General features: G+C 54.0%; 27 protein-coding genes. 20 read left to right on the forward strand and 7 right to left on the reverse strand.

Features of this window, described 5'->3' with window-relative positions:
• The first annotated feature begins 9 nt into the window (after positions 1-9).
• The 14 genes from AB1S56_RS10295 (at position 10) to AB1S56_RS10360 (ending at position 13,929) form a co-directional block, all read left to right on the forward strand.
• Positions 10-1,053: a type IV pilus twitching motility protein PilT gene (locus AB1S56_RS10295; protein ID WP_340870725.1), complete on the forward strand. Its 1,044-nt coding sequence runs from the start codon at positions 10-12 to the stop codon at positions 1,051-1,053.
• Positions 1,053-2,261, forward strand: coding sequence for a type II secretion system F family protein (locus tag AB1S56_RS10300; protein ID WP_340870726.1), 1,209 nt, complete (start codon positions 1,053-1,055; stop codon positions 2,259-2,261). The genes AB1S56_RS10295 and AB1S56_RS10300 overlap by 1 nt, the downstream gene beginning before the upstream one ends.
• 74 nt (positions 2,262-2,335) lie before the next feature.
• Positions 2,336-2,857, forward strand: coding sequence for a type II secretion system protein (locus tag AB1S56_RS10305; RefSeq protein WP_340870727.1), 522 nt, complete (start codon positions 2,336-2,338; stop codon positions 2,855-2,857).
• Positions 2,858-2,933: 76 nt separating this feature from the next.
• Positions 2,934-3,680, forward strand: coding sequence for a prepilin peptidase (locus AB1S56_RS10310; RefSeq protein ID WP_340870728.1), 747 nt, complete (start codon positions 2,934-2,936; stop codon positions 3,678-3,680).
• Positions 3,681-3,836: 156 nt separating this feature from the next.
• Positions 3,837-4,925: an IS200/IS605 family element RNA-guided endonuclease TnpB gene (gene tnpB / locus AB1S56_RS10315; RefSeq protein ID WP_367903461.1), complete on the forward strand. Its 1,089-nt coding sequence runs from the start codon at positions 3,837-3,839 to the stop codon at positions 4,923-4,925.
• A gap of 165 nt (positions 4,926-5,090) precedes the next feature.
• Positions 5,091-6,425 carry a pilus assembly protein PilM gene (pilM, locus tag AB1S56_RS10320; protein ID WP_340867981.1) on the forward strand — a complete coding sequence of 445 codons (1,335 nt, stop codon included), beginning with the start codon at positions 5,091-5,093 and terminating at the stop codon, positions 6,423-6,425.
• The gene (locus tag AB1S56_RS10325; RefSeq protein WP_340867979.1) at positions 6,425-6,583 is read left to right on the forward strand and encodes a hypothetical protein; all 159 of its coding nucleotides are present in this window, start codon (positions 6,425-6,427) and stop codon (positions 6,581-6,583) included. Before pilM ends, AB1S56_RS10325 begins: the two co-directional genes overlap by 1 nt.
• On the forward strand, positions 6,570-7,175 hold the full coding sequence (locus AB1S56_RS10330) for a hypothetical protein (RefSeq protein ID WP_340867977.1): 606 nt from the start codon (positions 6,570-6,572) through the stop codon (positions 7,173-7,175). Before AB1S56_RS10325 ends, AB1S56_RS10330 begins: the two co-directional genes overlap by 14 nt.
• Positions 7,176-7,401: 226 nt before the next feature.
• The gene (gene hemE, locus AB1S56_RS10335) at positions 7,402-8,472 is read left to right on the forward strand and encodes a uroporphyrinogen decarboxylase (protein ID WP_340867975.1); all 1,071 of its coding nucleotides are present in this window, start codon (positions 7,402-7,404) and stop codon (positions 8,470-8,472) included.
• On the forward strand, positions 8,465-9,415 hold the full coding sequence (gene hemH, locus AB1S56_RS10340) for a ferrochelatase (RefSeq protein ID WP_340867974.1): 951 nt from the start codon (positions 8,465-8,467) through the stop codon (positions 9,413-9,415). The genes hemE and hemH overlap by 8 nt, the downstream gene beginning before the upstream one ends.
• A gap of 5 nt (positions 9,416-9,420) precedes the next feature.
• Entirely contained in the window at positions 9,421-10,833 is a 1,413-nt protein-coding gene (gene hemG, locus AB1S56_RS10345; RefSeq protein ID WP_340867973.1) for a protoporphyrinogen oxidase, read from the forward strand.
• Between the two features lie 101 nt (positions 10,834-10,934).
• On the forward strand, positions 10,935-12,206 hold the full coding sequence (locus AB1S56_RS10350; protein WP_340867971.1) for a CapA family protein: 1,272 nt from the start codon (positions 10,935-10,937) through the stop codon (positions 12,204-12,206).
• 33 nt (positions 12,207-12,239) lie between these two features.
• Positions 12,240-13,025: a glycerophosphodiester phosphodiesterase family protein gene (locus AB1S56_RS10355; protein WP_340867969.1), complete on the forward strand. Its 786-nt coding sequence runs from the start codon at positions 12,240-12,242 to the stop codon at positions 13,023-13,025.
• 34 nt (positions 13,026-13,059) lie between these two features.
• Positions 13,060-13,929 (forward strand): DUF92 domain-containing protein, encoded by an 870-nt coding sequence (locus AB1S56_RS10360; RefSeq protein WP_340867967.1) that lies wholly within the window; start codon positions 13,060-13,062, stop codon positions 13,927-13,929.
• A gap of 148 nt (positions 13,930-14,077) precedes the next feature.
• Here AB1S56_RS10360 and pepF read toward each other — a convergent pair whose 3' ends face one another.
• The 3 genes from pepF to AB1S56_RS10375 form a co-directional block, all read right to left on the reverse strand.
• A complete protein-coding gene (gene pepF, locus AB1S56_RS10365) occupies positions 14,078-15,880 on the reverse strand; it encodes an oligoendopeptidase F (protein ID WP_340868025.1) in 1,803 nt (600 codons plus the stop codon).
• A 219-nt stretch (positions 15,881-16,099) separates the two neighbouring features.
• The gene (locus AB1S56_RS10370) at positions 16,100-16,291 is read right to left on the reverse strand and encodes a hypothetical protein (protein WP_340867964.1); all 192 of its coding nucleotides are present in this window, start codon (positions 16,289-16,291) and stop codon (positions 16,100-16,102) included.
• 89 nt (positions 16,292-16,380) lie between these two features.
• Positions 16,381-16,614 (reverse strand): hypothetical protein, encoded by a 234-nt coding sequence (locus tag AB1S56_RS10375; RefSeq protein ID WP_340867963.1) that lies wholly within the window; start codon positions 16,612-16,614, stop codon positions 16,381-16,383.
• A gap of 138 nt (positions 16,615-16,752) precedes the next feature.
• Here AB1S56_RS10375 and AB1S56_RS10380 point away from each other — a divergent pair, with 138 nt between their 5' ends.
• From AB1S56_RS10380 to AB1S56_RS10390, 3 genes are all read left to right on the forward strand, one after another.
• A complete protein-coding gene (locus AB1S56_RS10380) occupies positions 16,753-17,451 on the forward strand; it encodes a methyltransferase domain-containing protein (protein ID WP_340867962.1) in 699 nt (232 codons plus the stop codon).
• 100 nt (positions 17,452-17,551) lie between these two features.
• Positions 17,552-17,749 carry a cold shock domain-containing protein gene (locus tag AB1S56_RS10385; protein WP_119598848.1) on the forward strand — a complete coding sequence of 66 codons (198 nt, stop codon included), beginning with the start codon at positions 17,552-17,554 and terminating at the stop codon, positions 17,747-17,749.
• Positions 17,750-17,986: 237 nt separating this feature from the next.
• Entirely contained in the window at positions 17,987-18,655 is a 669-nt protein-coding gene (locus AB1S56_RS10390) for a hypothetical protein (protein WP_340867958.1), read from the forward strand.
• Positions 18,656-19,135: 480 nt separating this feature from the next.
• Here the strand turns inward: AB1S56_RS10390 and AB1S56_RS10395 are convergent, their stop codons facing one another.
• On the reverse strand, positions 19,136-20,320 hold the full coding sequence (locus AB1S56_RS10395) for an MFS transporter (protein WP_340867957.1): 1,185 nt from the start codon (positions 20,318-20,320) through the stop codon (positions 19,136-19,138).
• 116 nt (positions 20,321-20,436) lie between these two features.
• On the opposite strand from AB1S56_RS10395, the gene AB1S56_RS10400 reads away from it, so the two are divergent.
• The 3 genes from AB1S56_RS10400 to pfkA all read left to right on the forward strand — a co-directional run bounded on the left by AB1S56_RS10400 (position 20,437) and on the right by pfkA (position 22,863).
• Positions 20,437-20,754 (forward strand): hypothetical protein, encoded by a 318-nt coding sequence (locus AB1S56_RS10400; RefSeq protein WP_340867955.1) that lies wholly within the window; start codon positions 20,437-20,439, stop codon positions 20,752-20,754.
• Between the two features lie 84 nt (positions 20,755-20,838).
• Entirely contained in the window at positions 20,839-21,867 is a 1,029-nt protein-coding gene (locus tag AB1S56_RS10405) for a tetraprenyl-beta-curcumene synthase family protein (RefSeq protein ID WP_340868024.1), read from the forward strand.
• Positions 21,868-21,894: 27 nt separating this feature from the next.
• Positions 21,895-22,863 (forward strand): 6-phosphofructokinase, encoded by a 969-nt coding sequence (gene pfkA / locus AB1S56_RS10410; protein ID WP_340867953.1) that lies wholly within the window; start codon positions 21,895-21,897, stop codon positions 22,861-22,863.
• A gap of 77 nt (positions 22,864-22,940) precedes the next feature.
• Here the strand turns inward: pfkA and AB1S56_RS10415 are convergent, their stop codons facing one another.
• The 3 genes from AB1S56_RS10415 to AB1S56_RS10425 all read right to left on the reverse strand — a co-directional run bounded on the left by AB1S56_RS10415 (position 22,941) and on the right by AB1S56_RS10425 (position 25,435).
• The gene (locus tag AB1S56_RS10415) at positions 22,941-24,134 is read right to left on the reverse strand and encodes a putative glycoside hydrolase (RefSeq protein ID WP_340867952.1); all 1,194 of its coding nucleotides are present in this window, start codon (positions 24,132-24,134) and stop codon (positions 22,941-22,943) included.
• Between the two features lie 98 nt (positions 24,135-24,232).
• Positions 24,233-24,427: a hypothetical protein gene (locus tag AB1S56_RS10420; protein WP_340867949.1), complete on the reverse strand. Its 195-nt coding sequence runs from the start codon at positions 24,425-24,427 to the stop codon at positions 24,233-24,235.
• A 165-nt stretch (positions 24,428-24,592) separates the two neighbouring features.
• Positions 24,593-25,435 carry a YitT family protein gene (locus tag AB1S56_RS10425; RefSeq protein WP_340867947.1) on the reverse strand — a complete coding sequence of 281 codons (843 nt, stop codon included), beginning with the start codon at positions 25,433-25,435 and terminating at the stop codon, positions 24,593-24,595.
• Between the last annotated feature and the right edge of the window lie 115 nt (positions 25,436-25,550).

Below are 25,550 nucleotides of genomic sequence, written 5' to 3' on the forward strand. Positions count from 1 at the left end.
GGAAGCTATATGTCGTCAATAGAAACGATTATTGGATTATTGCAAGGCGCGAGGGAGCAGAAGGCGTCTGACCTTCATATTTCGGTAGGGTCGCCGCCTTCCTATCGGATTGACGGCGCGTTGAAGTCGGCGGCGGACAACAAGGTTACCGCGGAGGAAGCGGAAGGCTATGCGGCCGCTCTCGTGACGGAGGCTCAGCGTTTGCAGCTGGAGGAGCGGGGAGAGGTAGATTTTTCTTATTCACTTCCGGACTGCAGATTCCGAATGAATATATATAGGCAGCAAGGCTATGTGAGCATCGCCGCAAGGCTGATTGCCCAGAGCATCCCGACGCTGGAGCAGCTGCAGATGCCTGCAGTTATCGCTCCTCTTGCCGATAAGGCGCAAGGGCTTATTCTTGTGACGGGTCCAACAGGCAGCGGGAAGTCTTCCACGCTTGCGGCGTTTATCCATCATATTAACCGCTCGCAGAAGAAGCATATCATTACGCTGGAGGACCCCATCGAGTACGTTCACCGCAGCGAGGCGTCCATTATTGACCAGCGGGAGGTCGGCCAGGATACCAGAAGCTTCTCGAACGGCTTGCGAGCCGCGCTGAGGCAGGATCCCGATGTTATTCTTGTAGGCGAGATGAGGGATCTGGAGACGATTTCTGCCGCTATAACAGCTGCTGAGACGGGGCATCTGGTGCTTGGAACACTGCATACGACCGACGCGCCGCAGACGATCGACCGCATTATTGACGCTTTCCCGGGCCCGCAGCAGGCTCAGGTTCGCGCACAGCTTGCCGCCGTCCTGCTGACCGTTATATCGCAGAGGCTGCTGCCGAGGTCATCCGGACAGGGACGGATTGCCGCAACCGAAATCCTGATGAACACGCCGGCTGCGGCCAACCTGATCCGCTCCGAGAAGGTCCATCAGATCCGAAGTCTTATGCAGACGGGCAAAGCGCTGGGCATGCATACGCTGGATATGTCCATCAAGGAGCTGCTGCAGAAAGGAATCGTGACACCGGCAGCCGCTAAGCCGTATCTGACGGAAGGAGGTCTGTAATGCCGCAATTCACGTATGAAGCGAAGGGCATCGGGGGTCGATTGCTGAAGGGCAAGATGTCAAGCATGGACAAGACCACCGCTGTCGAGGAGCTGAGGAAGCGCGGTCTGGTTGTATTATCCGTTCAGGAGATTCATCATTCCGTCCTGCAGACAGAGCTGTACATCGGCAATCCCGTGAAGGGCATTCATTTCATTATTTTTTGCCGGCAATTCGCTACACTTATTCGGGCAGGCGTTACTTTACTGGATTCCACTCATATCTTGTCGGAGCAGACGGAGAGCAAGCCGCTGAAGAAGGCGCTGGCGGAGGTTCACTCCTCCTTGCTCAAGGGGGTGCCGTTCTCTCAGGCCGCTGGTGAGCATAAACGGATTTTCCCGCCGATGTTCATCAGTATGGTGCGAGCGGGGGAAGAGACTGGCGATCTTGATGGGACGCTGGACAGGCTGGCCGCCTTCTTCGAGAAGGCGCATACGACCAAGGAGAAAATTAAATCCGCAATGACTTATCCCATTGTGGTTGGGTTTATGTCCATCGCAGCGGTCATTTATCTCCTGCAGGCGGTTGTGCCGCAATTTGTATCCATGTTTGATTCCTTTGGTGCCGAGCTTCCGCTTATTACTAGAATCGTGCTGGCGCTCAGTGACAGCATGTCGGAGCAATGGTACTTGTGGGTGCTGGGTGTCATCGTGCTGGTGACGGCCTTCGTCATGATACAGCGGACGGAGCAGGGGAAGCATGCTATTGATTACGCGAAGCTGAAGATTCCCATCTTCGGCAAGTTGAACCAGAAGGGCGCCATCGCCCAGATGAGCCGTACACTGTCGTCGTTATACGCCAGCTCTGTGCCTGTACTAACATCGTTGGCGATAGTGGAGCAGGTTGTGGGCAATCGCGTTATCGGCCAAGTGATCCGGCAGTCCGCAGATTCGCTGCGCCGGGGCAACCCGTTGTCCGATCCGCTCAAAAAATCATGGGTATTCCCGCCTTTGGTCACTCAGATGATTGCTGTTGGCGAGGAGACTGGCGCTCTGGATTCCATGCTGTCCAAGGTGGCGGATTTCTACGAGATGGACGTCGACAACACGGTTGATCGGTTAAAATCATTGATTGAGCCCTTGTTAATTGTATTTCTGGCAGGTGTCGTTGGCCTCATCGTCATGGCGATCCTGCTGCCGATGTTTACGCTGTATTCTACCGTTGGGTAAGCGCGAGGTGTCAAGCCATTGCAGACCTCTGCCGCTATTCATAAATATATTTTTATTTTTAGGAGGAGAAAAACATGCAAGCATTATTAAAGAGATTCAAAAAAGAAGAAAAAGGTTTTACATTGATCGAGCTCCTGGCCGTTATCGTTATATTGGCGGTTATCGCCGTTATTGCGGTTCCTTTGATTGGTAATATTATTAGCAAGACGAAAACGGATTCGGATATTGCTACTGCGAGACAAGTGTATGATGCTGCAAGACTGTATGTTACATCTGAACTTGGCGGTGATTTTACAAGTAAAACCATTTATGTTGTTGGAACAACGACAACTGCTCCTGCATCTGGTGCTGGTACCTCTTCTGATACACGTGGATTACAAAGCATGGGCTACTTAGAGCCGCAAATCTTTCTTCCTAGTTCTAAGGCTGCAATTACTGGTGGTACAGTTGTTTTCACTGCAGCTGGAGCATTACAGTCTGTCACTCTAACTACAGTAACCGGAGGTACACCTGAGGCAGGTGTAACATCAGAATCGACTTCAACTGCAACTACTAAATTTTATACAGGTGATACTGTTTTAAAGAGCGGTAAATAATTATAAGTAAACCATGAGAGAGGTTATTGAGATATTGAATAATCTCTCTCTTACTAACGACAAATATTGGAGAACTATGAACCTACTAATCCCTACCTATATTTTCATCCTTGGCCTTGTTCTTGGCTCCTTCTTCAACGTTGTGGGTCTAAGGGTGCCGATGAAGCTGTCCGTTGTTCATCCGCCGTCAGCGTGTCCGCATTGCGGAGCCAGGCTGAAGGCCAAACAATTAATTCCCGTGATCAGCTGGCTGGTGTCCGGGGGGAAATGCGGTTTCTGCAAAACCTCGATTTCACCCGTCTATCCTTTGGGGGAGCTGGCGACGGGTTTCTTATTTTTATGGGTTTATTTCACCTTTGGCTATTCATGGGAAACATTGGTTGGACTGCTCCTGGTCAGCATGTGCGTCATTATAACCGTTTCCGATTTGAAATATATGCTTATTCCTGATCGTGTTCTACTTACGTTTGCCCCGTTATTCCTCTTGCTTCGGCTGTTATACCCTGTTGACTCCATCTGGGATCATGTATGGGGACTTCTATTCGGCGGCGGCGTGCTGCTGCTGGTCGTTATCGTATCGAAGGGCGGCATGGGGCTTGGGGATGTGAAGCTGTTTGCTCTGCTAGGCTGGGTGGTCGGGCTCCCGAATGCGGTTGTCGCATTCCTGATGGCATTCCTGGCTGGCACAATCATCGGGGGACTGTTGATGCTTGCCGGCGTCGTGAAAAGAAAGCAGCCCATTCCATTTGGGCCGTTCCTGGCGCTAGGCGGTCTGCTTGCGTTTGCTTATGGGTCGGAGTGGATTGCCTTATATTTATCATAGACATCGAGAATACCCCTGCCTCTACCTTACTCACGAAGTGAGAGTGTAGGCAGGAGATGAATCGGGAATTTTGCTCATGGATAGACACGAACATTTGTGCTATAATTGGAATGAGTTAACATTCATCTCTTTTGCAGCGAGGTGACGAATCAGACGATGCTCCAGCATAAAGCCTTCAAATTTCGGATCTATCCTAGTCATGTACAAATCATGCAACTGCGCAAAACGTTGGGTTGCTGCCGTTTTGTGTTCAACCACCTCCTATCAAAATGGAGTCAGATCTATCAGGCTACAGGCAAAGGTTTGTCTTATAACGCCTGTGCATCTCAGCTTCCTGATATGAAGCGCGAGTGGTCTTGGTTGAAAGAAGTGGATAGCATTGCCCTGCAGTCAGCTGTGCGAAACTTGGCTGACGGATATCAGCGCCACTTCAACAAGCAAAATGAACGACCTCGCTTCAAGAGTCGCAAGCATCCCGTACAAAGCTATACGACGCGATATACGAACGGGAACATTGCCGTGAAGGGAAACCGTCTGCAACTTCCCAAGCTAGGCTGGGTACCCTATGCCAAGTCAAGAGAGATCGAAGGCCGGATCCTATCCGCTACCGTACGACTAGCCCCAAGCGGCAAATGGTTTGTATCGTTGGTATGCGAGGTTGACATCCAGCCTCTTCCTTTAACGGACAGCATACTTGGCATTGACGTGGGTATCAAGTATCTTGCCGTGCCTTCGGAAGGTCCTGCAATGGATAATCCAAGATATACATTGCGATATGAACGGCTGCTCACGAAATGGCAGCGCATCCTTGCAAGAAGGAAACAAGGCGGAAGTAACTGGTCTAAAGCGAAAAGAAAAGTCGCCCTCATCCATGAAAGGATTCGAAATAGCCGATTAGACGCGATGCATAAGCAGACTACGAAATGGATCCGTGAAAACCAAACGATCTGTCTCGAGGACTTACGTATTGCAAACATGATGAAACAACGACACCTCGCCAAACACATAGCAGATGCATCCTGGGGCGAAATGAGCCGTCAACTGCATTACAAAGCCAAGTGGTATGGGCGAACGATCAAGGAAACACCGGTATTTGCGCCAACGAGCCAAACCTGTCACGTCTGTGGGTACAAGCAAGCAGAAGTGAGGGATTTGAGCGTGCGGGGGTGGACATGTGTATCTTGCCAAACGCCACATGACCGAGATTGGAATGCGGCACAAAACATAAAGGCCATGGCCCAGTAACGAACAAAATAGGAACTGTGGGAACCACAGGGATCGCTTGGTGTACGATATTTCAAAAAAATATCGCTACGACTTTGCTCCGTGAGGAGCAACAACCCAAGAATCCTCCACCTCTTAGGTGGCGGGAGTGTTCAACCTTATTCAAATAGCAGGATGTGATGAAGCATGTTTGCAAGCGCGGACCGGGTTGGTTTGACAATAGATCAACATGGCATACACTACGCAAAGCTGAAGAAGAAAAAAGAATGGGAAATCGACAAATGCGGCTTTATGCCCTTCGAGCCGGGATGGTATCAAGACGATCAGTTTATTGCTATTGATGAGATCAGGCATCGCTTGTTGGCTTGGGTCAGGAGCGAGAAGCTGACTGGCGCAGCCGTCATCTTAACGGTTCCCACCTCGCAGGTGATTATTCGCAAGCTGACGTTTGAGGCTTCGAACGCCAAAGAATTGAAGCAGCTTGTAGAGCTTGAGGTGGAGACGGCGCTGCATCTTCCGTTTCAAACCCCAGTGTATGATTTTATCCATACGGAAACGATGAATGGGAAGCAGTCGGTGCTGGTGTATGCGTCCCCGCTGAAGTGGATTCAGCAATGCGTATCCTTGCTTGAGGACGCCGGACTGAAAGTGACGGAAGCGGAGCTCGCGTCAACCTCGCTTGCCCGCGCTATTCAGGACAAGCTGGATACGCCGCTGGAAAGCACGATGCTTGTTAACCTCAATCAGACGACCATCGAAATTTATATGTTCCATAAGGGCAATCCCGTATTTATGCGAGTGATGAACGAATACGATCAGCTTGCGATTGGGGAAGAGGGGCTGTCACAGGAGCTGATTGGAAGCATCAACGCGGAAATTTCCAGGCTGCTCAGCTTCTATCAATACAGCATTCATGAGGGCGAGTCGCGTATTACGCATACGATCATTACCGGTGATCTGGGGGGACGCGACCGATTCCAGACGGAGTTCAGCGAGCTTCATCCTGAGATGGAGGTCGGATACGCCGACTTCGCTTATATCGGTCAGTCGATGCCGGATATTCTGGCGGATCCATATCGCATTCCGTTCGGACTTGCCTTAAGAGAGAAAAAAACGACCGCAATCAATCTCCTTCCCGAGCGGACGATTAGCAAAAGGAGAGCGCCCATTCAAATCGTTGTGGCCGGATCGATCTGGATCGCCTGTTTGATTGCGATGGCCTCCCTGATGGCAATGAATCATGCCAGTCTGGAGTCGCATAAGCAGCAAGCCGAGTCGTTAAGGCAGAGCAACGCCCTGCTGGAGCAGGAGCTTGCCAATCTGAATCAGCAGAGCAGAGCGGACGCGGATCCCGAGGCTGTCATCCAGACGATATTGGACAACCGCCAGGATACGGTGGAGGTGCTGGATGATCTCAATGATGAGCTGCCTGCAGGCGCATCTCTCCAGACGCTGGAGTATTCCAAGCCAGGCTCTGTGGCGCTTTTAATAACGATATGCAGGATGTGGCGGATTACTTAATGGCGCTGCGGACGTTCCCTTATTCTGGGGGAGCGCTGCTGCAGGGTTATACAGGAACAGATACGCAATGGACCGCCCGATACGAGATGAAATGGAAGGACCAGTCGGAGCAGGCGGCGGATGGGGAAGGAGGCGCGGCAGCGAATGGCTCAGAATAAAACCCATTCCATCATTATTTTATCTATTATGGTTATGTTTCTGTTGCTGCTTCTGGGCTACTTCGTCATTCTGCAGCCATCCTTCGACAGCCTGAAGGAGCAGAAGGACGAGGTAGCGCGACTGGAGGATCAAGCCAGCTTGCTGCAGAGGGCGCTGGCGAACAAGAAGGACAAGGAGAAGCTGTCCGACGATATTCAGGAGGCGCTGCCGCTGTGGGATAATACGGAGCAGATGATCGCCGGCATGAAGGCATTAAGCGCCCAGACAAGCACGAAGCTGAGCAGCATTTCCTTCAACGTGGTGGACTCGAACAGCATCCATTCCATCATAGGCGCCAAGGAGCCGCTGTTCCCGAATGTGGGCGAGCTGAAGGTGCAGGCGGTGGTGCAAGGGGATTATAATGAAATTAGAAGCTGGCTCGTAGAGCTGCAGAAGCTTCCGCGAGTAGTGGTTGTAGATTCTGTGCGCTTCTCTCTTGCGATTACCGGAGAGACGGCTGCGGAAGTGGCCTTTACGGGCTATTTCGACCCTACGTACGGCTATTTGCTAGAAAATCCGATTGTTCCGGGAGCCGGAGCGTCGAAGCCATAACGGAGCGCAAGCCGGAGATGATGTGCGCGAGAAGCTGCAAGAAGTCATGCAGTTTCTCGTTTTTTTGTTGCGCTGAGCAGACCATATCCCTTCATTCTGTCTTCATGCAAATTCCTGTGCATTGTCATACTATTGTCATAGGAACAACAGCTGGGACGGTTGTTAGGGTCAGGGAAAAAGGGCATAATGGTAAGCAGACGAGATTACATAGAAAAGAGGAACGGGCATGTCTTATAACGACCGTTTCATTCGGGCAAGCCGGAAGGAACAAGTGGATCGCGTACCGGTGTGGTATATGCGCCAAGCGGGAAGATACGATCCGGAATATCGCAAAATTAAAGAAAAATATTCCCTGCTTGAAATATGCAAGCAGCCTGAGCTGGCCGCAGAGGTGACGCTGATGCCGGTTCGGAAGCTGGGCGTGGATGCCGCCATTCTATATTCTGATATTATGAATCCGGTCGCTTCGATCGGCATAGATTTCGATATCGTTGCGAACGTCGGTCCTGTCATTCATAATCCCATTCAATCAGCGGGGGATGTCGAGAGACTGAAGCCTATTGATGTGGAGGGCGATCTGGGACATGTTCTGGAGACGATCCGCATTCTGGACCGCGAGCTGGAGGTACCGCTTATTACATTTGCAGGCGCGCCCTTTACCATTGCCAGCTACTTGATCGAGGGACGTCCGTCCAAAAATTATTTGCGAACCAAAGCGCTGATGTACAGCGAGCCCAAGGTTTGGCATGAGCTGATGCGCAAGCTGGGCGATATGGTCATCGCTTATTTGCGAGCCCACATGGCGAACGGCGGCAAAGCGTTCCAGCTGTTCGACAGCTGGGTCGGCGCGCTGACGCCTGCGGACTTCCGGACGTATGTGCTGCCAACAATCGAACGAATATTTGCGGAGCTGTCGGATTTGCCGCAGCCCAAAATATATTTCCCAGGCGTAAGCTCAGGAGAGCTGCTGCCGGAGCTGCGCGAGCTGCAGGCTGACGTGATTGGCCTGGACTGGCGCGTCTCGATCCAGGAAGGCAGAAGAAGGCTGAACCATCAATACGCGGTGCAGGGCAATCTTGATCCTACCGTGCTGACGGCGCCTATGCCTGTCATTGAGCAGTACGCTGCCCAGATTATCGATCAGGGCGTGTCGGAGCCTGGATTTATTTTCAACCTGGGACACGGCTTGTTCCCGGAGGCATCGCTGGAGAAGCTGGCGGAGCTGACCTCGTTCATTCACACTTATTCGGAGAAAGCGATCGCATCGAAGCGCAAGGAGGAGAAGGAGCATGTCTGATCTGGCGAACAAAACGGGAGTCCTCGTCATGTCGTACGGCACTCCGGAATCGTTGGCTGACGTAGAGGCGTATTATACGCATATTCGACGGGGACAGCCGCCAACGCCGGAGCAGCTGGCGGAGCTGACGGAGCGTTATGAAGCGATTGTCGGCGGCGTATTTCCGCTGCGCGAGAATACGGACGGACAAGTGGCGGGGCTGCAGGATAAGCTGGAGACGCTTGCGCCGGGCCAATATACTTGCTTCCAAGGACTCAAGCATGCGCGTCCTTATATCGAGGACGGAGTCGAAGAGATGGCGAAGGCGGGCATCCGCCGCGCAGTCGGCATTGTGCTTGCGCCTCATTATTCGACTATGAGCGTTGGAAGCTATATCAAGCGGGCGAAGGAAAAGGCCGCGGAGCTGGGCGTGGAGATGGCGTTCGTGGAGCAATACCATCTGCATCCCAAGCTGCTTCAGGCGCTGACGGAGCGTGTCAGTAACGGGCTTGCCTCTATTGCGCAGGCGACATCCCCGGAGATGCCTGTCAAGGTGCTGTTCAGCGCGCACAGCCTGCCTGAGCGGATCCGAGAGATGGGCGACCCTTACGAGAAGCAGCTGCTGGAGACATCTGCGGCGGTTGCCGAAGCGGCAGGCGTTACGGATTGGCAGTTCACCTGGCAGAGCGCGGGCCGCACAAGAGAGCCTTGGCTGGGACCGGATATTCTGGATACGCTGGCGGAGCTGTCGGAGGGTGGCGTAAAGGCTGTGTTGTCGGCGCCCATCGGCTTTGTGTCGGATCACCTGGAGGTGCTGTACGATCTTGATATTGAAGCGAAAGCGGAAGCCGCGAAGCTTGGCATTCATCTGGAGCGAATCGCCATGCTGAACCGTGATCCGCTTTATATGGAGACGTTAGCCGAATCGGTTGTGGCCGAAACGGGAAGGATTGGAAAGGATTGAACGATATGCGGAGAACAGAAGCGATTGATCGAATTGTCATTATTGGCGGAGGGATCAGCGGACTGAGCTCCGCTTTTTATTTGCAGCGGGAAGCGGAGCGACAGGGCAGGACTCTTCAGCTTACAATCGTGGACGGGGCCCCTGCCCTTGGCGGCAAGATCCATACGCTGCAGCGGGATGGCTTTGTCATTGAGAAGGGACCGGATTCCTTCCTGGCGCGGAAGCAGGCGATGATCGACCTGGCGAGAGAGCTTGGGCTGGAGGATGAGCTGACGGCAACCAATCCGGCGGCCAAAAAAACCTACATCCTGCACAACCGAAAGCTGCACGCCATGCCGCCGGGTCTTGTGCTGGGCATACCTACGGAAATTAAGCCGTTTGTCGGGACCAGCCTGCTCTCCTGGGGCGGAAAGCTTAGAGCTCTGCTGGATCTAGTGCTGCCTGCACGGCCTGCGGAGGGGGATGAATCGCTTGGCGGGTTCATCGAGCGCCGGGTAGGCACGCAAATTATGCGAAGAATTGCGGAGCCGCTGCTGGCGGGCATCTATGCCGGAGATCTGAAGAAGCTGAGCCTGAAGGCGACCTTCCCGCAATTCGGAGAATCGGAGTGCAAATATGGCAGCCTGATCCGCGGCATGATGGCCAGCCGCAAGGCGACGGCTGCGGCGGCTTCCGCCAAAGCGCGCAACAGCACGTTTCTTACGTTTAAAGGCGGCCTGTCGACTGTCGTGCGGGGACTGGAGGAGGCCTTGTCTAGTGTGGAGAGGCGTCTGGGGCTCCAGGCTGCGGCTATTGTGAAGGAAGCTGAAGGATATTCTGTCGTGCTGGAGGATGGGGAACGGCTTTCGGCTGACCGAATTGTCGTAACGACGCAGGCGTTCGCCGCCGTCAAGCTGCTGGCGCCGCTGACGGATGTGAAGGAGCTGGAGGCCATTCGATATGTGTCCGTCGCGAATGTCGTCATGGCTTTCGACAGGGAGACGTTCGGCATCGACTTCGACGGCTCGGGATTTGTTGTGCCGCGGTCGGAGGGGCTGCATATTACGGCCTGCACATGGACCTCCAGCAAATGGCTTCATGCAAGCCCGCGGGACAAGGTGCTGCTGCGCTGCTATGTCGGCCATTCTGAGGATCAGGAAAGCGTCAGGCTTCCCGATGAACAGCTGATTGCTGCTGTCCGCAAGGACATTCACACGACGATGGGCATTACGGCTGAGCCTATGTTCACGGAAATTACGAGACTGGACCATTCCATGCCGCAATATCCCGTGGGCCATATCCAGAGCATGAACGCGCTGCGAAGCCGGCTGGAGCGGGAGCTGCCCGGCGTATGGGTGACGGGAGCCGCCTTCGATGGCGTTGGGCTGCCGGACTGTGTCAGACAGGGGAAGGAAGCCGCCGAGAGACTGCTCCGTTAACAACGGAGCAGTCTTCCATCTATCGCAATGCGAGCCGGTAATTGTATAATGAAGGAAGAACAGCGAATCTATCTATTTCCTACAGTCAAAGGAGTCTTCCTATGCCATTATCCAGATCGGAATCGCGTCAGAGAGAGAAGCGGGATCATCGCCGCCGCCGCGCTTTCCAGCTTTCTATGATCGTTGCAGGTTCTATCATTCTATTAACGGGAGTCGGCGTTGCGGTGAATCAGGCCGACGGCTTGCCAGACTGGCTGGGCGGCAATGGCGCGAGCGAGGAGCTTGCCGTCTCGTCGCCAAGCCCGACAAGGGATGCAGCAGGCGGCGTCGCGGCTAGCGCTTCGCCGGATGCCGGGACAGAGACGCCCGCTCCGGAGCCTGCCGAAGACGGAGCCGTTGAGCAGCCAAGCGATGGGGGCGGCGGCACGGACGAGCGTGTGGGCTTATCTTTTGTCGGGGACATGCTCCCAGGTGAATATATTGCGCCCATTATGGCGCAAAATGGCTACGATTTCCCTTATCAGAAGGCGCTTCTCTACTTGAGCGTGCCGGATCTAATGATCGGAAATCTGGAGCTGCCCATTACGACGCGGGGAACGCCGGTGGAGGGCACGCCTTATGTATACAAGGGCTCGCCGGAGGCGCTCTCCGCCATGCGAGACGCCGGCTTCGATATTATGAGCCTGGCTAACAATCATGCGCTGGACCAGGGCGTTGAAGGCATGCGCGATACGATGAGGCATCTGACGGAAGCGGGCATTGGCTATATGGGTGTCGGGGAGAACGACAAGGAGGCCTTTGCCCCCTTGATTCGGGAGGTGAAGGGCATCAAGGTCGCCTTCATTGGCGTCAGCGGGGTCATTCCATTCGTGGAGATGAAGGCTGACAGCCATGTGCCCGGCATTGCCGAGACGTACGAGACAACAAGAGCGACAGCGTCCATTCAGAGCGCGGAGGAGCAGGCGGATATCGTGGTGGTGATGGTGCATTGGGGGAAGGACGGGAAGGATACCCCGGAGAACTATCAGCGAAATATGGCGCGCGCCTATATCGACGCTGGGGCGGATCTCGTCATCGGAAGCCATCCCCATGTGCTTCAAGGCTTCGAAATGTATAAAGGCAAATGGATTGCATACAGTTTAGGGAACTTCGTTTACGCCTCCTATCCGAAAGGTCAGCTTGCGGAGACTGGAGTGCTGGACGCGTTATGCGGCAAAGACGGGGATTGCGAGCTGAAATTCAACCCCATGCTCGTGATTCAGTCCCAGCCGACCCCGCTGGAGGGCGCTTCAGCAGAAGCGCTGCTGAGCCGGCTGTCATCGATCTCTATTGGAGCTGAGGTTGGCAGCGACGGAGCAATAGTCGGGAAATAGGGACAGCAAGCGTGGAGAAAGGCAGGTTAAAGCATGAGAAACCCGTGCGTCGCACACCGGGGGTGGTCAGGCCGCGCACCGGAAAATACGATGTCCGCGTTTCGAATGGCATGGGAGGCGGGGATTCCGTGGATCGAGCTGGATGTGCAGCTGAGCCGAGACGCGGTGCCTGTCGTCATCCACGATTATCAGTTGCGCCGGACGACGAACGGACGGGGCGATGTGCGGCATTGGAGCGCCGCAGAGCTTGCGTCATTGGATGCCGGGAGCTGGTTCTCGCCCGCCTTCAAGGGCGAATCGATTCCGACGCTAGACGAGGTGCTGAGGGAGGGCTCCGGACGTACTCAGTTCAATATCGAGCTGAAGACGGACGGCGTGCGGTATCCCTATATCGAGGAGAAGGCGCTCCAGAAGGTGATGGAGCATGGACTTCAGGAGGATGTGGTGTTCACCTCCTTCCATATGGGCACGCTGCATCGCTTACGCAAGATGTCGGCATCGGTGCGGATCGGACTTATATTGGATGGGTGGAGAGGCACGCTGCTGCAGGAGCTGCGGGAGCTGCAAGCCGATTTTCTCTCCATTGGATACGGAAGGCTGAATCAAGAGCGAGTTCAGCTCTTGAAGGATGCCGGCATACAGACCATGGCATGGACGGCAAATGACAAGCGAGCCCTGCGCAGAATCGCCGATCTGGACCCTGGGCTGCTGATCTGCACAGACTATCCGGAGCGCTGGGGCGAGATTATGGGTATGGACTTTGGCGTGTCGGATGCGGACCCGCGAGGGGGCAGACGCCCCTCTCGCTGGTTCCGATAGCCGCTTCACCCATTGAAAGTGAGGAAATTCAGGAATGGTTGGATACATCGATGAATGGTGGTGGAGGCTGCTCATCGGCCTCAGCTTCAGCGCTTTTGCCGCAGCTTCGGCCTATCGCTCCCGTTCCTTGTCAGGCTCCGGCGCCTTGTCGGCAGTGGCAATGGGGACGGGATTTCTGACGCTTGGGGAGCCGGTATGGTTCGGCGTGCTTGCGGCGTTCTTCCTCTCTTCGACGTTCTGGTCGAAGTGGAAGCGACATACGCGGGCGAAGTCGGAGGCCGAGGCCAAATATCAGAAGACCGGCCGCCGCGACGCCGGTCAGGTATGGGCTAACGGCGGCGCAGGCCTGCTGCTGTGCGCCGCCTATGCGCTATGGCCCCATGAGGGGTGGCTGTACGCGTATATCGGCGTCATGGCCGCCGTCAACGCAGACACCTGGGCCACCGAGATCGGGGCCCTCAGCCGTACGGCGCCGCGATCCATCGTGAGCGGCAAGCCGGTCAGCCCCGGCACGAGCGGCGGCGTTACGCCGCTCGGCAGCGCAGCAGCGCTGGCAGGCGCCGCGTTCATCGGCGCCGTCGCAGCGCTGCTGCTGGCGCTGCCGCAGCCCGCTGGCGCTGCTGCGGGCGCGCTGGGCGGCGGAGCCGCAGCGGCGGCAGGCCTCATCGCCGCTGCGGCCGCCGCCGGCCTGGCCGGTGCCTTCGCCGACTCGCTGCTCGGCGCCACCGGCCAGGCCGTGTTTCGCTGCCAGGTATGCGGCAGCGAAACCGAGCGCGCCGAGCATTGCGGCAGCGCGGCGCGGCATGTGCGCGGCTTCGCCGCGCTGGACAACGACAGGGTGAACCTCCTGTCGTCGCTGGCAGCGGGCCTGCTGGCATGGGCCATCGGCGGGCTGCTGCTCTGACTGTCGGGCGGCCCCTTCGCCCGCCTCCCAACCCAAAACCGCCTTCCGGCCCATTTGCTGGCCAGAAGGCGGTTTTTTGGTTGACTACATCTCAATCCTGTCTATAGTCGCGGTCGTACATCACCGAGAGGCCTGGAGAGAGGTCTACTTATTTAACAGATCCGCTTGTGAGCTCCTCCATCTGTGCAATCAGCTCCTCGAACACGCTCATGGCTTGCTCGATGGGCTCCGGCGTGGACATGTCGACGCCCGCCTTCTTCAGAATGTTGATGGAGAAGTCGCTGCCGCCGCTCTTCAGGAAGCCGAGGTAGCGCTCCACAGCCGGCGCGCCCTCCTCCAAAATTTGCTTGGAGAAGCTGGTCGCGGCGGAGAAGCCGGTCGCGTATTTGTACACATAGAAGCTGTTGTAGAAGTGAGGGATTCGCGCCCACTCCATCTCGATATCCTGGTCGACCACCATGCCGTCGCCGTAATACAGCTTGTTGAGGTCGTAATAAATTTTGCTGAGCTCCTGCGGCGTGAGGGACTCGCCGGCTTCCGCGCGCTCATGTATGATTTTTTCGAATTCCGCGAACATGGTCTGGCGGAATACCGTTGTGCGGAACTGGTCGGCGTAATAGGTGAGCAGGTACATTTTCTCCTTGTTATCCGTCGATTTGCCCAGCAAATAGTCCATCAGCAGCGCCTCGTTCAGCGTCGACGCTACCTCCGCAAGGAATATCGTGTACTGCGCGTCCCGATAGTTCTGCGTGTTGTCGGAATAATACGAATGCAGCGCGTGGCCCATCTCGTGCGTCAGCGTAAACATGCTGTTCAGATTATCCTTGTGGTTCAGCAGCACGTAAGGATGTGTGCCGAACGCGCCCCAGCTGTAAGCGCCGCTGCGCTTGCCTTCGTTCTCGTATACGTCGATCCAGCCTTGATCATAGCCCTCCTGCAGCACCTTCAGGTAATCGTCGCCCAGCGGCTTCAGGCTTTCCTTGATCGTCCCCTTGGCTTCCTCGAAGCTGATCTCCATATCGAATTCATCCACTAACGGTGCAAACAAATCATACATATGAAGCTCATCGACGCCCAGCAGGCGCTTGCGCAGCTCCATGTACCGGTGCATGAGCGGCAGATGCTTGTGTATGGTGTCGATCAGGTTCGTATAGACCTCCTTCGGAATGTTGTCGCCGTAGAGCGACATGCCGAGGACGGAGTCGTATTTGCGAGCCTTCGCGTAAAATACATTTTTGCTGACGTTGGCGTTCAGCGTCGCCGCGAGCGTATTTTTCAGCTTGCCGTATGTATCGTACATCGCTTTGAACGCTTCTTGGCGAACGGTGCGGTTTTTGCTCTCCAGGAATTGAATGTAGCGTCCGTGCGACAGCTCAACCTCCTCGCCTTTTTCGTTCTTCACCTTCGGGAATTTGAGGTCTGCGTTGTTCAGCATGCCGAATATGGTGCTTGGCGCGGAGCTGACATTGCCTACCTGGGCAAGAAGCGCTTCTTCGTTTTTGGATAAAATATGCGCCTTCTCCCGCTTCATCTCCTGGAGCGTATGTCGGAACTTCGCCAGCGACTCGTTGTCGATCATGGCGTTCAGCTCATCATCGGTGAGGCTCAGCACCTCAGGCGTGATGAAAGACAGCGCTTCGCCGGATTCTACGCTCAGCTTCTTCGCTTTGTCGGACAGCGCTTGGTAGCCAGGCTCTGACGTATCCTCATGATGGCGCATATTGGAGTAGACATACAGCCGCTCCACATGCAGCGACAGCTCATCCTCCAGCTCGAAGCAGGCTTTAAGCTGAGCGGGGTCATGAAGCTTGCCTTGGAAATCGGCAAATTTGATGATCAATTGCTTGGCTTCGGTATATTCCTTGTCCCAAGCGGCTTGATTCGGGAATAAATCCTCCAGCTTCCAGCGGTGCTCGGCCGCCGTCTCGGAGCGTTTCGGTAGGGTGCTCATCTTCGTATTCCTCCTTGTATGAGAAGAGATGGATTGCTTGGTTTCGTGTGCTTGCGCTTGTGCTTGATCGCGGCTGCGGATGGGATGTTGATCGGACGTGATGCCTTGCGACAGCGATACCGCGAGCAGCAGGGGCAGCCATTTCATGGTCCTTCACCTCTTAGGTCACAGTTTGTGTCTACTATGACCCGTTGGGGCGAATTTTATCCAGCAATTGGATTAAGCTTTCTCTGCTCCCATTGTAAACAAGGCGTATACAATAAGGAAAAACGCAAAGGCAATCATGGCAATCGAAAATAAGGCAAGCCCTCTGCGCATTTTCTGCGGTATGGCATCGCGCTTCATGATGACGACGGCGCCCAAGCAAAACGCCGCAATAATAAAAATGATGGAAGAAGTCATCGGATCCATGCTGTCTCATCAGCCTCCTATCGTTAACTATGCGTAAAGCCGTCTCACTATGTTCGGTTATGGCAAGGTCTTTCCCTCTTTTCCATGCTCTAAACCTCGCGAAGCGCGTCCATAATGGATTGCCGCTCTTCCTCGCGTCCTACATAATCCTCTGGGCGAAAGCGGTTCTCGGCCCAATGCATGAGCTGCGGACGGCTGACGAACGTATGGCATTCCTCGCCCCATTGATCGCTGATTTCGCGGACGATCAGCGTTTTGCCCTGCACCTCGACGGTCAGCATATTGTATTTGTCAGTCTTATAAATTTGATGTTTTTTGAACATGGTAAATTCCACCTTTTTTATAGCGAATTATGGTATAGTAATCATCATAGCTATTCTGGGTCCGGTAATCAATACAAACGGGGCAGGATGGCCGAAATGAGAAGAGTTGAGATGAGCTGAGCTGAGGAGAGTGCGTGTATGACACTAAAGCATTATGAGCAGGCAGGAGTGGCGATGACTTGCAGAGGCTTCGGGGAATATGAGGCGATGTTCGGCCTGACTGCTGCTGAGCTGGCTGCCGGGGCTATTCTGGATGTGGCGGCTGGGGGATCTTCGTTTGTGGCGGAAGCGCGGGCGAGAGGGTTTGAGGCCTATGCGGTTGACCCCCGATACGGAGAAGCGGCGAGTCGCTGGGCCCAGGAAGCCAAAGCGGAGATTGAGACATCCACAGAGAAGCTGGCCGCGTTGAAGGAGAGCTTCGACTGGAGCTACTACGGCTCAATTGAGCAGCATCGCAAGGGGAGGTTAGCTTCCTTGGCGCAATTTGCCGCTCATGCGGAGACTTCGGATGTCTATAGATATGGCGCGTTGCCGGAGCTGCCATTTCGTGATGACACCTTTGAGCTCATATTGTGCAGCCACTTTTTGTTCCTGTACGCGGAGGCGTTCGGGGAGTCCTTCCATGAGGCTTCGGTGAGGGAGCTTATGCGTGTATGCAAGCCGGGCGGGGTTATCAAAATTTATCCGTTGCTGAGCTTGAAGTGGGAGCCCTATGCAGGCCTGCAGGAGCTGATGGATCTGGTCAGAGCGGAGGGAGGCCAGCCATACCTTCGAGCATCCGGATTGCCGTTTATTCCCGGCTCGACCCATAGGCTGGATATCGTAGCGGGCTCCTAAATTCTGTGCGAATTCACTGGAATTGCATTTTGGGATGTGGATCGGTATAATGATCTCACGTTGTCCCAAGACAGCGGAACATTCTAGGAGGTCATGCACGTTGAAAGGTACAGTGAAATGGTTTAACGCAGAGAAGGGCTACGGATTTATTCAAGTGGAGGACGGAGAAGATGTTTTTGTCCACTACTCTGCTATTCAAGGCGACGGCTTTAAGTCACTGGAGGAAGGCCAGGCGGTTGAGTTCGATATTACCGAAGGCAATCGCGGCGCACAAGCGGCCAACGTCCATAAACTATAGGTTGAACGTTAGTTGACCTTAACGCTACACAAGATCGGAGGCTCCCTTCTGGGGAGCCTTTGCTGTTTTCCGAAGGGTGTGAAAGCGCTATTCATTTTTTTGTTTTGAGATAATCGAATATATGCTAACATGATCCTATAACCCATACTGCGCAAAGCATGCGCTGTTCGTCTTCCATCGACGGACAGCGCTTTTTTGTGTTTATGGGCTTAAGGATTCAACTGGAGGAGGATGGCGATGGTTGTTGATGCCGTATGGGAAAGAGAGTTCAATTTATTTTTGGAGCAGCAGAAGAGGGCGGCAAACGCAAGACGCTTGGAAATGCTGGAGAAGGATTTGCTAGGCACCAAAAAGCTGTTGAAAGAAGTCATTTGGCCCGTGTTTTGCAGCTTTGATGGCTTTGAGCTGGAGTATGAGCTGAAGGGAGTAAACGGCGTCAGTATTTTTCTTGATGTATTTTATACGCCGCTGAGATTGGCCTTTGAATGTGAAGGGTTCAGCGCTCACGCTGAGACCATTACTAGGCGCCGCTTTGACTTTGAGAAGTATCGCGTTCGATTGATGCTGCTTCAAGGCATATGTTATGTGCCTTTCAGTTGGGATGAGCTGGATGATAAAAACCATTTGAATGTGAGCTACCTGCGAGAGCTAATTGGCAAGTGGACCAGTGGTAAAGAAAATGAATTGTCGATATACGAAAGGGAGGTCATACGTGCGTATGGGGGTGTTGAATATGTCTTTAATGCTGCGAATGTATGTGACCTTATTGGCAAGAAAAAATCCTTTAGTCAAAAAGTAATCAAATCTCTCCATGAAAAAGGACTCATAAAGCCTCATCGTCCGGGCTTAAAACGACATCATGATTTTTTGGTGGAAGCGGGCGCACTGCAATCGTTAAGGACCTGATCTGGATGGAAGCAGATGCGAGCAAATAGACGTGCCAGAAACGTCTAAATGTGCCGGGAGAGGCGGATGCGTGCAAATAGACGTGCCAGAAACGTCTAATGTGCCCGGAGAGGCGGATGCGAGCAAATAGACGTGCCAGAAACGTCTAAATGTGCCGGGAGGGGCGGATGCGAGCAAATAGACGTGCCAGAAACGTCTAAATGTGCCGGGAGGGGCGGATGCGAGCAAATAGACGTGCCAGAAACGTCTAAATGTGCTGGGAGGCCCCGATGCGAGCAAATAGACGTGCCAGAAACGTCTAAATGTGCCCGGAGGGGCCGATGCAGGCAAATAGCCGTGCCAGAAACGTCTAAATGTGCCGGGAGGCGTCGATGCAGGCAAATAGACGTGCCAGAAACGTCTAAATGTGCTGGGAGGCCCCGATGCGAGCAAATAGACGTGCCAGAAACGTCTAAATGTGCCGGGAGAGGCGGATCCCCCCTACTTTCTGTGCCGGCTCAGGAAATACAGCAGGAAGCCGATAGCTGCGGCGCCGGCGATGCCGGTTGCGACCATGTAGAACATGGTGCGGCCGAGCTCCTCGTAGACGAGGCCGCCAATTACGCCGCTGACAAGGCCGGCGAGGCCTGTCCATATGACGGTGTAGACCGCCTGGCCGGATGCGCGGTACTCATCGGGAATGAGGTGCGAGATGTAGCGCAGCGCGGTCGAGAAGTAGATGCCGAAGGTGATGCTGTGCATGGCTTGCGTGGCGAGGAACCAGCGGGGATCCTCGATTTGGCCCATAATCCATAAGCGCAGGCCGTACAGCAGCGAAGCCAGCACCAGCAGAGGCAGCTCCTTGAATTTGTGCCCGTATTTGCCCAGCAGGAATAGGATCGGGATTTCACTGGTGGCCGACACGAGGAACGACATGCCGACAAGGGAGTCGCTGGCCCCAAGCTGGCGCATGGTCACGGCAAGAAAGCCCTCGTACATCCGGTGCGAGATGGACACCAGCAGGATCATGAAAAAAAACATCAGCACATGACGCTGCTTCAGCACCTCAAAAAAGCCGCCCAATTCAATCTTGTTCGATTGTCTCTGATAATCCTTCAGATAGATCGTAAGCAGCAGCGAAACGCTGACCGTGCAAATCGCCACAAATATCGTCCATTCCGACCCAATGCCCTTGAGCAGCAGCCCCAGCCCGTACGCGCTGATCGCAAATCCCAACGAGCCGAATATGCGAATGAGCGCATATGGCGTTCCGGTATATTGGCTGGACAACAGAATCAGGCTGTCGCTGAGCGGAATAATGGGCGTCTGGACAAAAGAAAAGGCCATCATGACCACGCATACCATTACAAAGTTTTCAAGCGGGAACAGCAGAGACAGCATGGCGAGCTGTCCCAGCAGCAGTCCGATTAATATTTTGCGTATGGTGCGGTACTTGTCGCTTAGCAGCCCCATCAAGATGTTCGCGAAGATAGACACGAACAGCCCCGAGGAATAGAGAATGCCAATCTGGCTCTCCGAATAGCCCCGCGTCATAAAATATAATGGAATAAAAGAAACGACCAGCGCCTGAGTGGAGAAGGTAGAGAAGTTAAACGCCCTCAGCGCAAGCGTCTCCTGCTTGGCGGTGGATGAAACCGTTCCCCTTGCAATTTGTGTTTCCGACATGATGAAGACTTCACTCCGTTCCCGTTCGATGCTATACAGTATATCACGGCTCGTTGTCGATTTGTGGCTGGATTATTGCTTTGCGAGTATGGTACATTTATGTGTGGAGGTTTACGATGGCGGAATATGGTTTTGTATGGAACGAACGTCTTCTGCTCCTTGTACCCTCTCTCGAGAAGGAATGGGAGGAGCACACCCCGGCGGAGCAGGCTCGATTGATCGAGCGCTGGGAGCTAAGCCGCGGCCGTATTCCGGATCTGATCCTGAACCTGGAGAAGATCATTAACGCTAAGCAGGCGGAGCTGTTCCATGAAGAATGCTTCGAGCGCTGCTGCGCGTTGAATAAGGAGATAGCGGAGTATGCGAGCCGAATTAACGATCTTCAGATCTGGTTCCGTATGAATCAGGACTTGGAAGCGCGCCGGCATTCATAATTAGATTTTTTGCAAGAAGGAGGTGCGTTTGTGAGATTGGCAACCTTATCCGGCAGAGGAATTCCGCAAGGGCCGATTCGTCTGATGCATCGCGTTTACAAATACATACTTCCCTGCGTGGAAGAGGAGCTCGGCAAGCTGCGTGAGATTGCCGAGGCCATTCCGGACCCGGAGTTGCGCACGCAGGCGCTTAGCAGCATGCAAGACAAGAAATTTCATTGTCAAGGCGGGGGCGTGTACGCCGCGGCCAATCTAAGCTACAGGCACATCCTCATTCCTCTGATCGTAGCGCTCCAGACGATCAGCGACTATCTGGATAATCTGTGCGACCGCAGCACCTCGCTGGATCCCGATGATTTCCGGCTGCTGCATCAATCCATGCTGGATGCCGTGAATCCGGGCGCCCAACTGAGGGATTATTACGCGCTGCGCCAGGAACGCGACGACGGCGGCTACCTGCACCATCTTGTTCGGACGTGCCAGGAGCAGGTCAGCAAGCTGCCTTCCTATGGCAGCGTTCAGGCCGACGTAACGGAGCTGGTCAGCTTGTATGGCGATCTGCAGGTGTACAAGCATATTCGCAAGGAGCTGCGGGAGCCGCAGCTGCTGACCTGGTGGGAGGACCATCAGCATAAGTACCCGCACCTGCGGTGGAACGAGTTCGCGGCCGCAACGGGCTCCACGCTAGGCATGTTTATGCTGTTTCTGGCGGCCAGCGAGGCGAGCTTGTCCCATCAGGACGCAAGGTACATACGCCAGCTGTATTTCCCCCATGTGTGCGGACTGCACATCATGCTGGACTATCTGATCGACCAGGAGGAAGACAGACGAGGCGGGGATTTGAACTTTTGCAATTACTACGAAGACAAGGCGCTTCTTGTTGAACGAATCGGGGTTATTGTAGGGCGGGCAAGAGAGGACATCAAGCGGCTTCCGGGATGGCGATTCCATCGCCTGATTATTGAAGGCTTGCTGGCGCTTTACCTGTCAGACCCTAAGGTCCGGCACCAGAAGGAAGTGAAGGAAGTATCGAGGCAGCTGATGAAGAACAGTCCGCTTACGCGTATTTTTTTCCTGATCAACAGCAATTGGATTCGCAGTCAATACACATAAATAAATTATATGGTGGAGGCGTTAATCATGTCTGCAGTAAAATCAATCGCAGTTTTGACAAGCGGAGGAGATTCCCAGGGGATGAATGCGGCCGTTCGTGCCGTAGTCCGCAGCGCGTTATTTCACGGTCTTGAGGTATACGGCGTTCAGCGCGGCTACCAAGGCCTGCTGAACGACGATCTGCGCCCGATGGATCTTCGCAGCGTAGGCGATATTATTCAGCGCGGCGGCACTATTCTTCAGACAGCCCGCTGCAAGGAGTTTATGACGCCTGAAGGCCAACAGCGCGGCGCCGACATTCTTCGCGCACGCGGAATCGACGGCCTGGTCGTAATCGGCGGAGACGGCTCTTATCAAGGTGCGAACAAGCTGAGTAAGCTGGGCATCAAGACGATGGGCCTGCCGGGCACGATCGATAATGACATTCCATTTACTGATTTCACAATCGGCTTTGATACAGCGGTCAGCATCGTAGTGGACGCGATTAACAAAATTCGCGATACGATGTCCTCTCATGAGCGTTCCTCTATTGTGGAAGTTATGGGCCGCCATTGCGGCGATATTGCGCTTCATGCCGGTCTGGCGAGCGGCGCGGAGACGATTCTTGTTCCTGAGGTGCCGTTCGACCTGGCTGAGGTAGCGGAGCGTATGAAGAACAACTTTGCCAAAGGCAAGCGCCACAGTATTATCGTTGTAGCGGAAGGCGCGGCCAAGGGCGAGGATGTGCAGCAAAAAATTACGGAGCTGAGCGGCATTGAGGCGCGTGTCACGGTGCTGGGCCATATTCAGCGCGGCGGCACGCCGACTGCGATTGACCGGATTCTGGCAAGCCGACTGGGCGACTTCGCGGTTAGAGGGCTGATGGCGGGCGACTCCGGCAAGGCTTGCGGCGTTGCCAAAGGCGAGCTCGTGACGACTGATATCGATAAAGTGGTTCATTCCAAAAAGCCGTTCGATATGGAGATGTATGAGCTGGCGGGACGCCTGTCTCAATAATAGATAAGTATGTAACCAAGCATGCAATCAAAATAAAAAACTGGCGGAGCAGCCTGCTCCGCCAGTTTTTTGCGTTGCTATCGATAGTCAACCCCAGGCGAATATTTGTTGCCTGCGTTCCATAACAAATATTCATGTACGCCCTGATCATGCAAGGCTTTAATCTGGGCTTCCACCTCGGCTTTGCCGTATTTGATATAATTGCCCTTGCCCAGCCAGCTTGCCGTAAAATCCTGAATCCATGGCCGAATTATGGGCTTAAGCTCTCCGGTGTCAGCAAGCTTCTTGTGGGTATCCTCCATCGCGCCTGCTATGGTCTCATAGGGACTGCGATCCGGCGCTTTCTGATCGAACCAGCCCGTGCTGTAATGGCTCGGGTAGATCATAGGCGAGATGACGTGCACATCATTCGAGATTTTCACAAAATCCTGGCCAATGCCTTCCGCTGCGGGAACGGACGCAGCATAGCCGAATATATCGACGGATACGCGAACCCCAAGCGGCTCCAGCTGCTCTCTGGCATATTTGACGAAGCCGGCTACTGTATCTACACGGGAATCATCCGTTTTGTTAAAGGTCAAGGAATCGGCGCGGTTCTCGAAGCCCTCCGGGAACCGGACGTAGTCGAACTGGATCTCCTTAAAGCCCAGCTTGGCGGCTTCCTTGGCCAGCGCAATATTGTAATCCCATACCTCTTGGCGGTACGGATTGACGAAGCTTTCGCCGCGGCCGTTCTTCCAGATCGTGCCGTCAGCCTGCAGGAAGCTTAGCTCCGGCTTCTTCACGGACAGCACCGTATCCTTGAATACGACGATGCGCGCGATGGGGTAGATGTCATGCTTCTTCAGCGTTGTCATCAGCTCGTTGATGTCCCCGATAAACTTCTTCGGAGTGCCAAGCTCCAGCAGCTCCGGGGTGGTGGTGGGGTAAGTAATATAGCCGTTATCGTCCTTGATGTCGATTACCATGCTGTTCAGGTCCGTTTCGTCGACCAGCTTCAGCAGGGATTCCATGCGCGAACCGCCTGCGCTGTGCGCCGTCACGTAGATCCCTTTGATCGGAGGTGTATCCGGCTGGGGGTCTTTTTTGACGGGAGTCTCCTCAGGCATTTGACCTGGCTCCGGCATATCGGGGATGCCGGGCTGGATGACCGTCTCCCCTGCGGCGGCATTCAGATAAGCGATGGCAATCTTCCTTGCGCTCTCACTGTCTTCCCCTGCACCTGTCAGCAGGTTATACATTAACATGAAGGCTGTAATGATGATGTCCATTATGCTCTCTCCTCGCAGACTGATTCCGATGAAAATAAAGGCCAGTCGAATTCAAGCCGACTGGCCTTCACAGCGTTCAAAGCTCCCTCAAAAAATTGTCATTGTAACAAAGCTTGTTTCTGACCATTGCAAATACTGTGCTGCACAATCTCCATGGCGTCGGCTGGCTCAAGCACCGCTAATCCGTCACGAAGCACGATATTCAGATCCATCTCGCGCGAGGTGAGAAACGGACTGAGCTCAGGGGCAAGTCTCTCTACAATTTGCGACAATTTGACTGTTTCCATATCCATCTTAGCCTCACCCTTTCGTCCTAATTGTTGGAAAACTAGAAAGCTGCAGGGGATACCTATGGCATGAAACGGTACAACTTTTTGAAACTGCGGGATACCGTCATTATAACAGGAACATTTTCAAAAACATAGAGATTGCATGAAAATTCCATATTTGCGTAGTGTTCAAGACTCGTCCTGCCTGCGAAAATCACCAACAACGCCGACCGTTTCCACTACATTGATAAAAGCCTTGGGATCGATGGTCATGATCGTCTTCGTCAGCTCCGCCAGCTCGAACTTTGTTCTTACGGTCATCAGCATGTCCCGGTCCTGCGACGAAAACGCGCCTCTGGTCTTCACGATTGTAATGCCGCGCGGATGGGTCAGCAGCTTGCACAATATTTCTTCGGTTTGGGTTGTAATGATAAATGCCGTCACCTTCAGATGCTTGATATGGACCAAATCGACGATTTTACCCGCGGCGAATATGGCGAACATGGAGTAAAGCGCCAGATCCCAGTTTTTTGTAAAAAAGATCAATATCGCGATGACAAAGCTGTTCAGCAGGAAGATGATCATGCCTACGGGCAAATCTCTCCTTCGGGTCACGATGGACGCGATAATGTCGAAGCCGCCGGAGGAGCCGCCGTAGCGCAGCGTAAGGCCGCTGCCGAAGCCGACTACAATGCCGCCGAATATTGCTCCGAGCAGGATGTCGTCCGCGATGTGGATAACGGGGATGAGCTGCAGGAAGAGCGTAGACATAAGCACATTGTAGATGCTCCAGAATATAAACCGTCTGCCCAGGCTGAACCAGCCCCAGATCAGAACGGGAATATTAAGAATCAAATAGAGCCAACCGATATTGCCGCCGGTCACATACCCGATCATCATCGCAATGCCGGACAAGCCGCCGCTTAGCAGCTGATGGGGAATAAGCAATAAGTTGAAGCCGGCGGCGACTAGCAGTGAGCCGATCGTCATCATGGGCAAGGACATGAAATAACGTCGTTTGTACGGGTTCATGCTATCGCTCCCAACGGTCAATGTTGTCGGTATAGTATGGATTTGCCGGTTAACTGGTATTCATCTTCTCATTTGTGCTATAATGATTTGGATATTCTATAAGCAGGCTTTAGAT

It is taken from the genome of Paenibacillus sp. PL2-23, from assembly GCF_040834005.1.
Taxonomy (GTDB): Bacteria; Bacillota; Bacilli; order Paenibacillales; family Paenibacillaceae; genus Pristimantibacillus.

Coding starts and splice junctions, on each gene's coding strand:
- AB1S56_RS10295 (WP_340870725.1), top strand. CDS start 10: ATGTCGTCAATAGAAACGATTATTGGATTATTGCAAGGCGCGAGGGAG.
- AB1S56_RS10300 (WP_340870726.1), top strand. CDS start 1,053: ATGCCGCAATTCACGTATGAAGCGAAGGGCATCGGGGGTCGATTGCTG.
- AB1S56_RS10305 (WP_340870727.1), top strand. CDS start 2,336: ATGCAAGCATTATTAAAGAGATTCAAAAAAGAAGAAAAAGGTTTTACA.
- AB1S56_RS10310 (WP_340870728.1), top strand. CDS start 2,934: ATGAACCTACTAATCCCTACCTATATTTTCATCCTTGGCCTTGTTCTT.
- tnpB (WP_367903461.1), top strand. CDS start 3,837: ATGCTCCAGCATAAAGCCTTCAAATTTCGGATCTATCCTAGTCATGTA.
- pilM (WP_340867981.1), top strand. CDS start 5,091: ATGTTTGCAAGCGCGGACCGGGTTGGTTTGACAATAGATCAACATGGC.
- AB1S56_RS10325 (WP_340867979.1), top strand. CDS start 6,425: ATGGCGCTGCGGACGTTCCCTTATTCTGGGGGAGCGCTGCTGCAGGGT.
- AB1S56_RS10330 (WP_340867977.1), top strand. CDS start 6,570: ATGGCTCAGAATAAAACCCATTCCATCATTATTTTATCTATTATGGTT.
- hemE (WP_340867975.1), top strand. CDS start 7,402: ATGTCTTATAACGACCGTTTCATTCGGGCAAGCCGGAAGGAACAAGTG.
- hemH (WP_340867974.1), top strand. CDS start 8,465: ATGTCTGATCTGGCGAACAAAACGGGAGTCCTCGTCATGTCGTACGGC.
- hemG (WP_340867973.1), top strand. CDS start 9,421: ATGCGGAGAACAGAAGCGATTGATCGAATTGTCATTATTGGCGGAGGG.
- AB1S56_RS10350 (WP_340867971.1), top strand. CDS start 10,935: ATGCCATTATCCAGATCGGAATCGCGTCAGAGAGAGAAGCGGGATCAT.
- AB1S56_RS10355 (WP_340867969.1), top strand. CDS start 12,240: ATGAGAAACCCGTGCGTCGCACACCGGGGGTGGTCAGGCCGCGCACCG.
- AB1S56_RS10360 (WP_340867967.1), top strand. CDS start 13,060: ATGGTTGGATACATCGATGAATGGTGGTGGAGGCTGCTCATCGGCCTC.
- pepF (WP_340868025.1), bottom strand. CDS start 15,880: ATGAGCACCCTACCGAAACGCTCCGAGACGGCGGCCGAGCACCGCTGG.
- AB1S56_RS10370 (WP_340867964.1), bottom strand. CDS start 16,291: ATGGATCCGATGACTTCTTCCATCATTTTTATTATTGCGGCGTTTTGC.
- AB1S56_RS10375 (WP_340867963.1), bottom strand. CDS start 16,614: ATGTTCAAAAAACATCAAATTTATAAGACTGACAAATACAATATGCTG.
- AB1S56_RS10380 (WP_340867962.1), top strand. CDS start 16,753: ATGACACTAAAGCATTATGAGCAGGCAGGAGTGGCGATGACTTGCAGA.
- AB1S56_RS10390 (WP_340867958.1), top strand. CDS start 17,987: ATGGTTGTTGATGCCGTATGGGAAAGAGAGTTCAATTTATTTTTGGAG.
- AB1S56_RS10395 (WP_340867957.1), bottom strand. CDS start 20,320: ATGTCGGAAACACAAATTGCAAGGGGAACGGTTTCATCCACCGCCAAG.
- AB1S56_RS10400 (WP_340867955.1), top strand. CDS start 20,437: ATGGCGGAATATGGTTTTGTATGGAACGAACGTCTTCTGCTCCTTGTA.
- AB1S56_RS10405 (WP_340868024.1), top strand. CDS start 20,839: ATGCATCGCGTTTACAAATACATACTTCCCTGCGTGGAAGAGGAGCTC.
- pfkA (WP_340867953.1), top strand. CDS start 21,895: ATGTCTGCAGTAAAATCAATCGCAGTTTTGACAAGCGGAGGAGATTCC.
- AB1S56_RS10415 (WP_340867952.1), bottom strand. CDS start 24,134: ATGGACATCATCATTACAGCCTTCATGTTAATGTATAACCTGCTGACA.
- AB1S56_RS10420 (WP_340867949.1), bottom strand. CDS start 24,427: ATGGATATGGAAACAGTCAAATTGTCGCAAATTGTAGAGAGACTTGCC.
- AB1S56_RS10425 (WP_340867947.1), bottom strand. CDS start 25,435: ATGAACCCGTACAAACGACGTTATTTCATGTCCTTGCCCATGATGACG.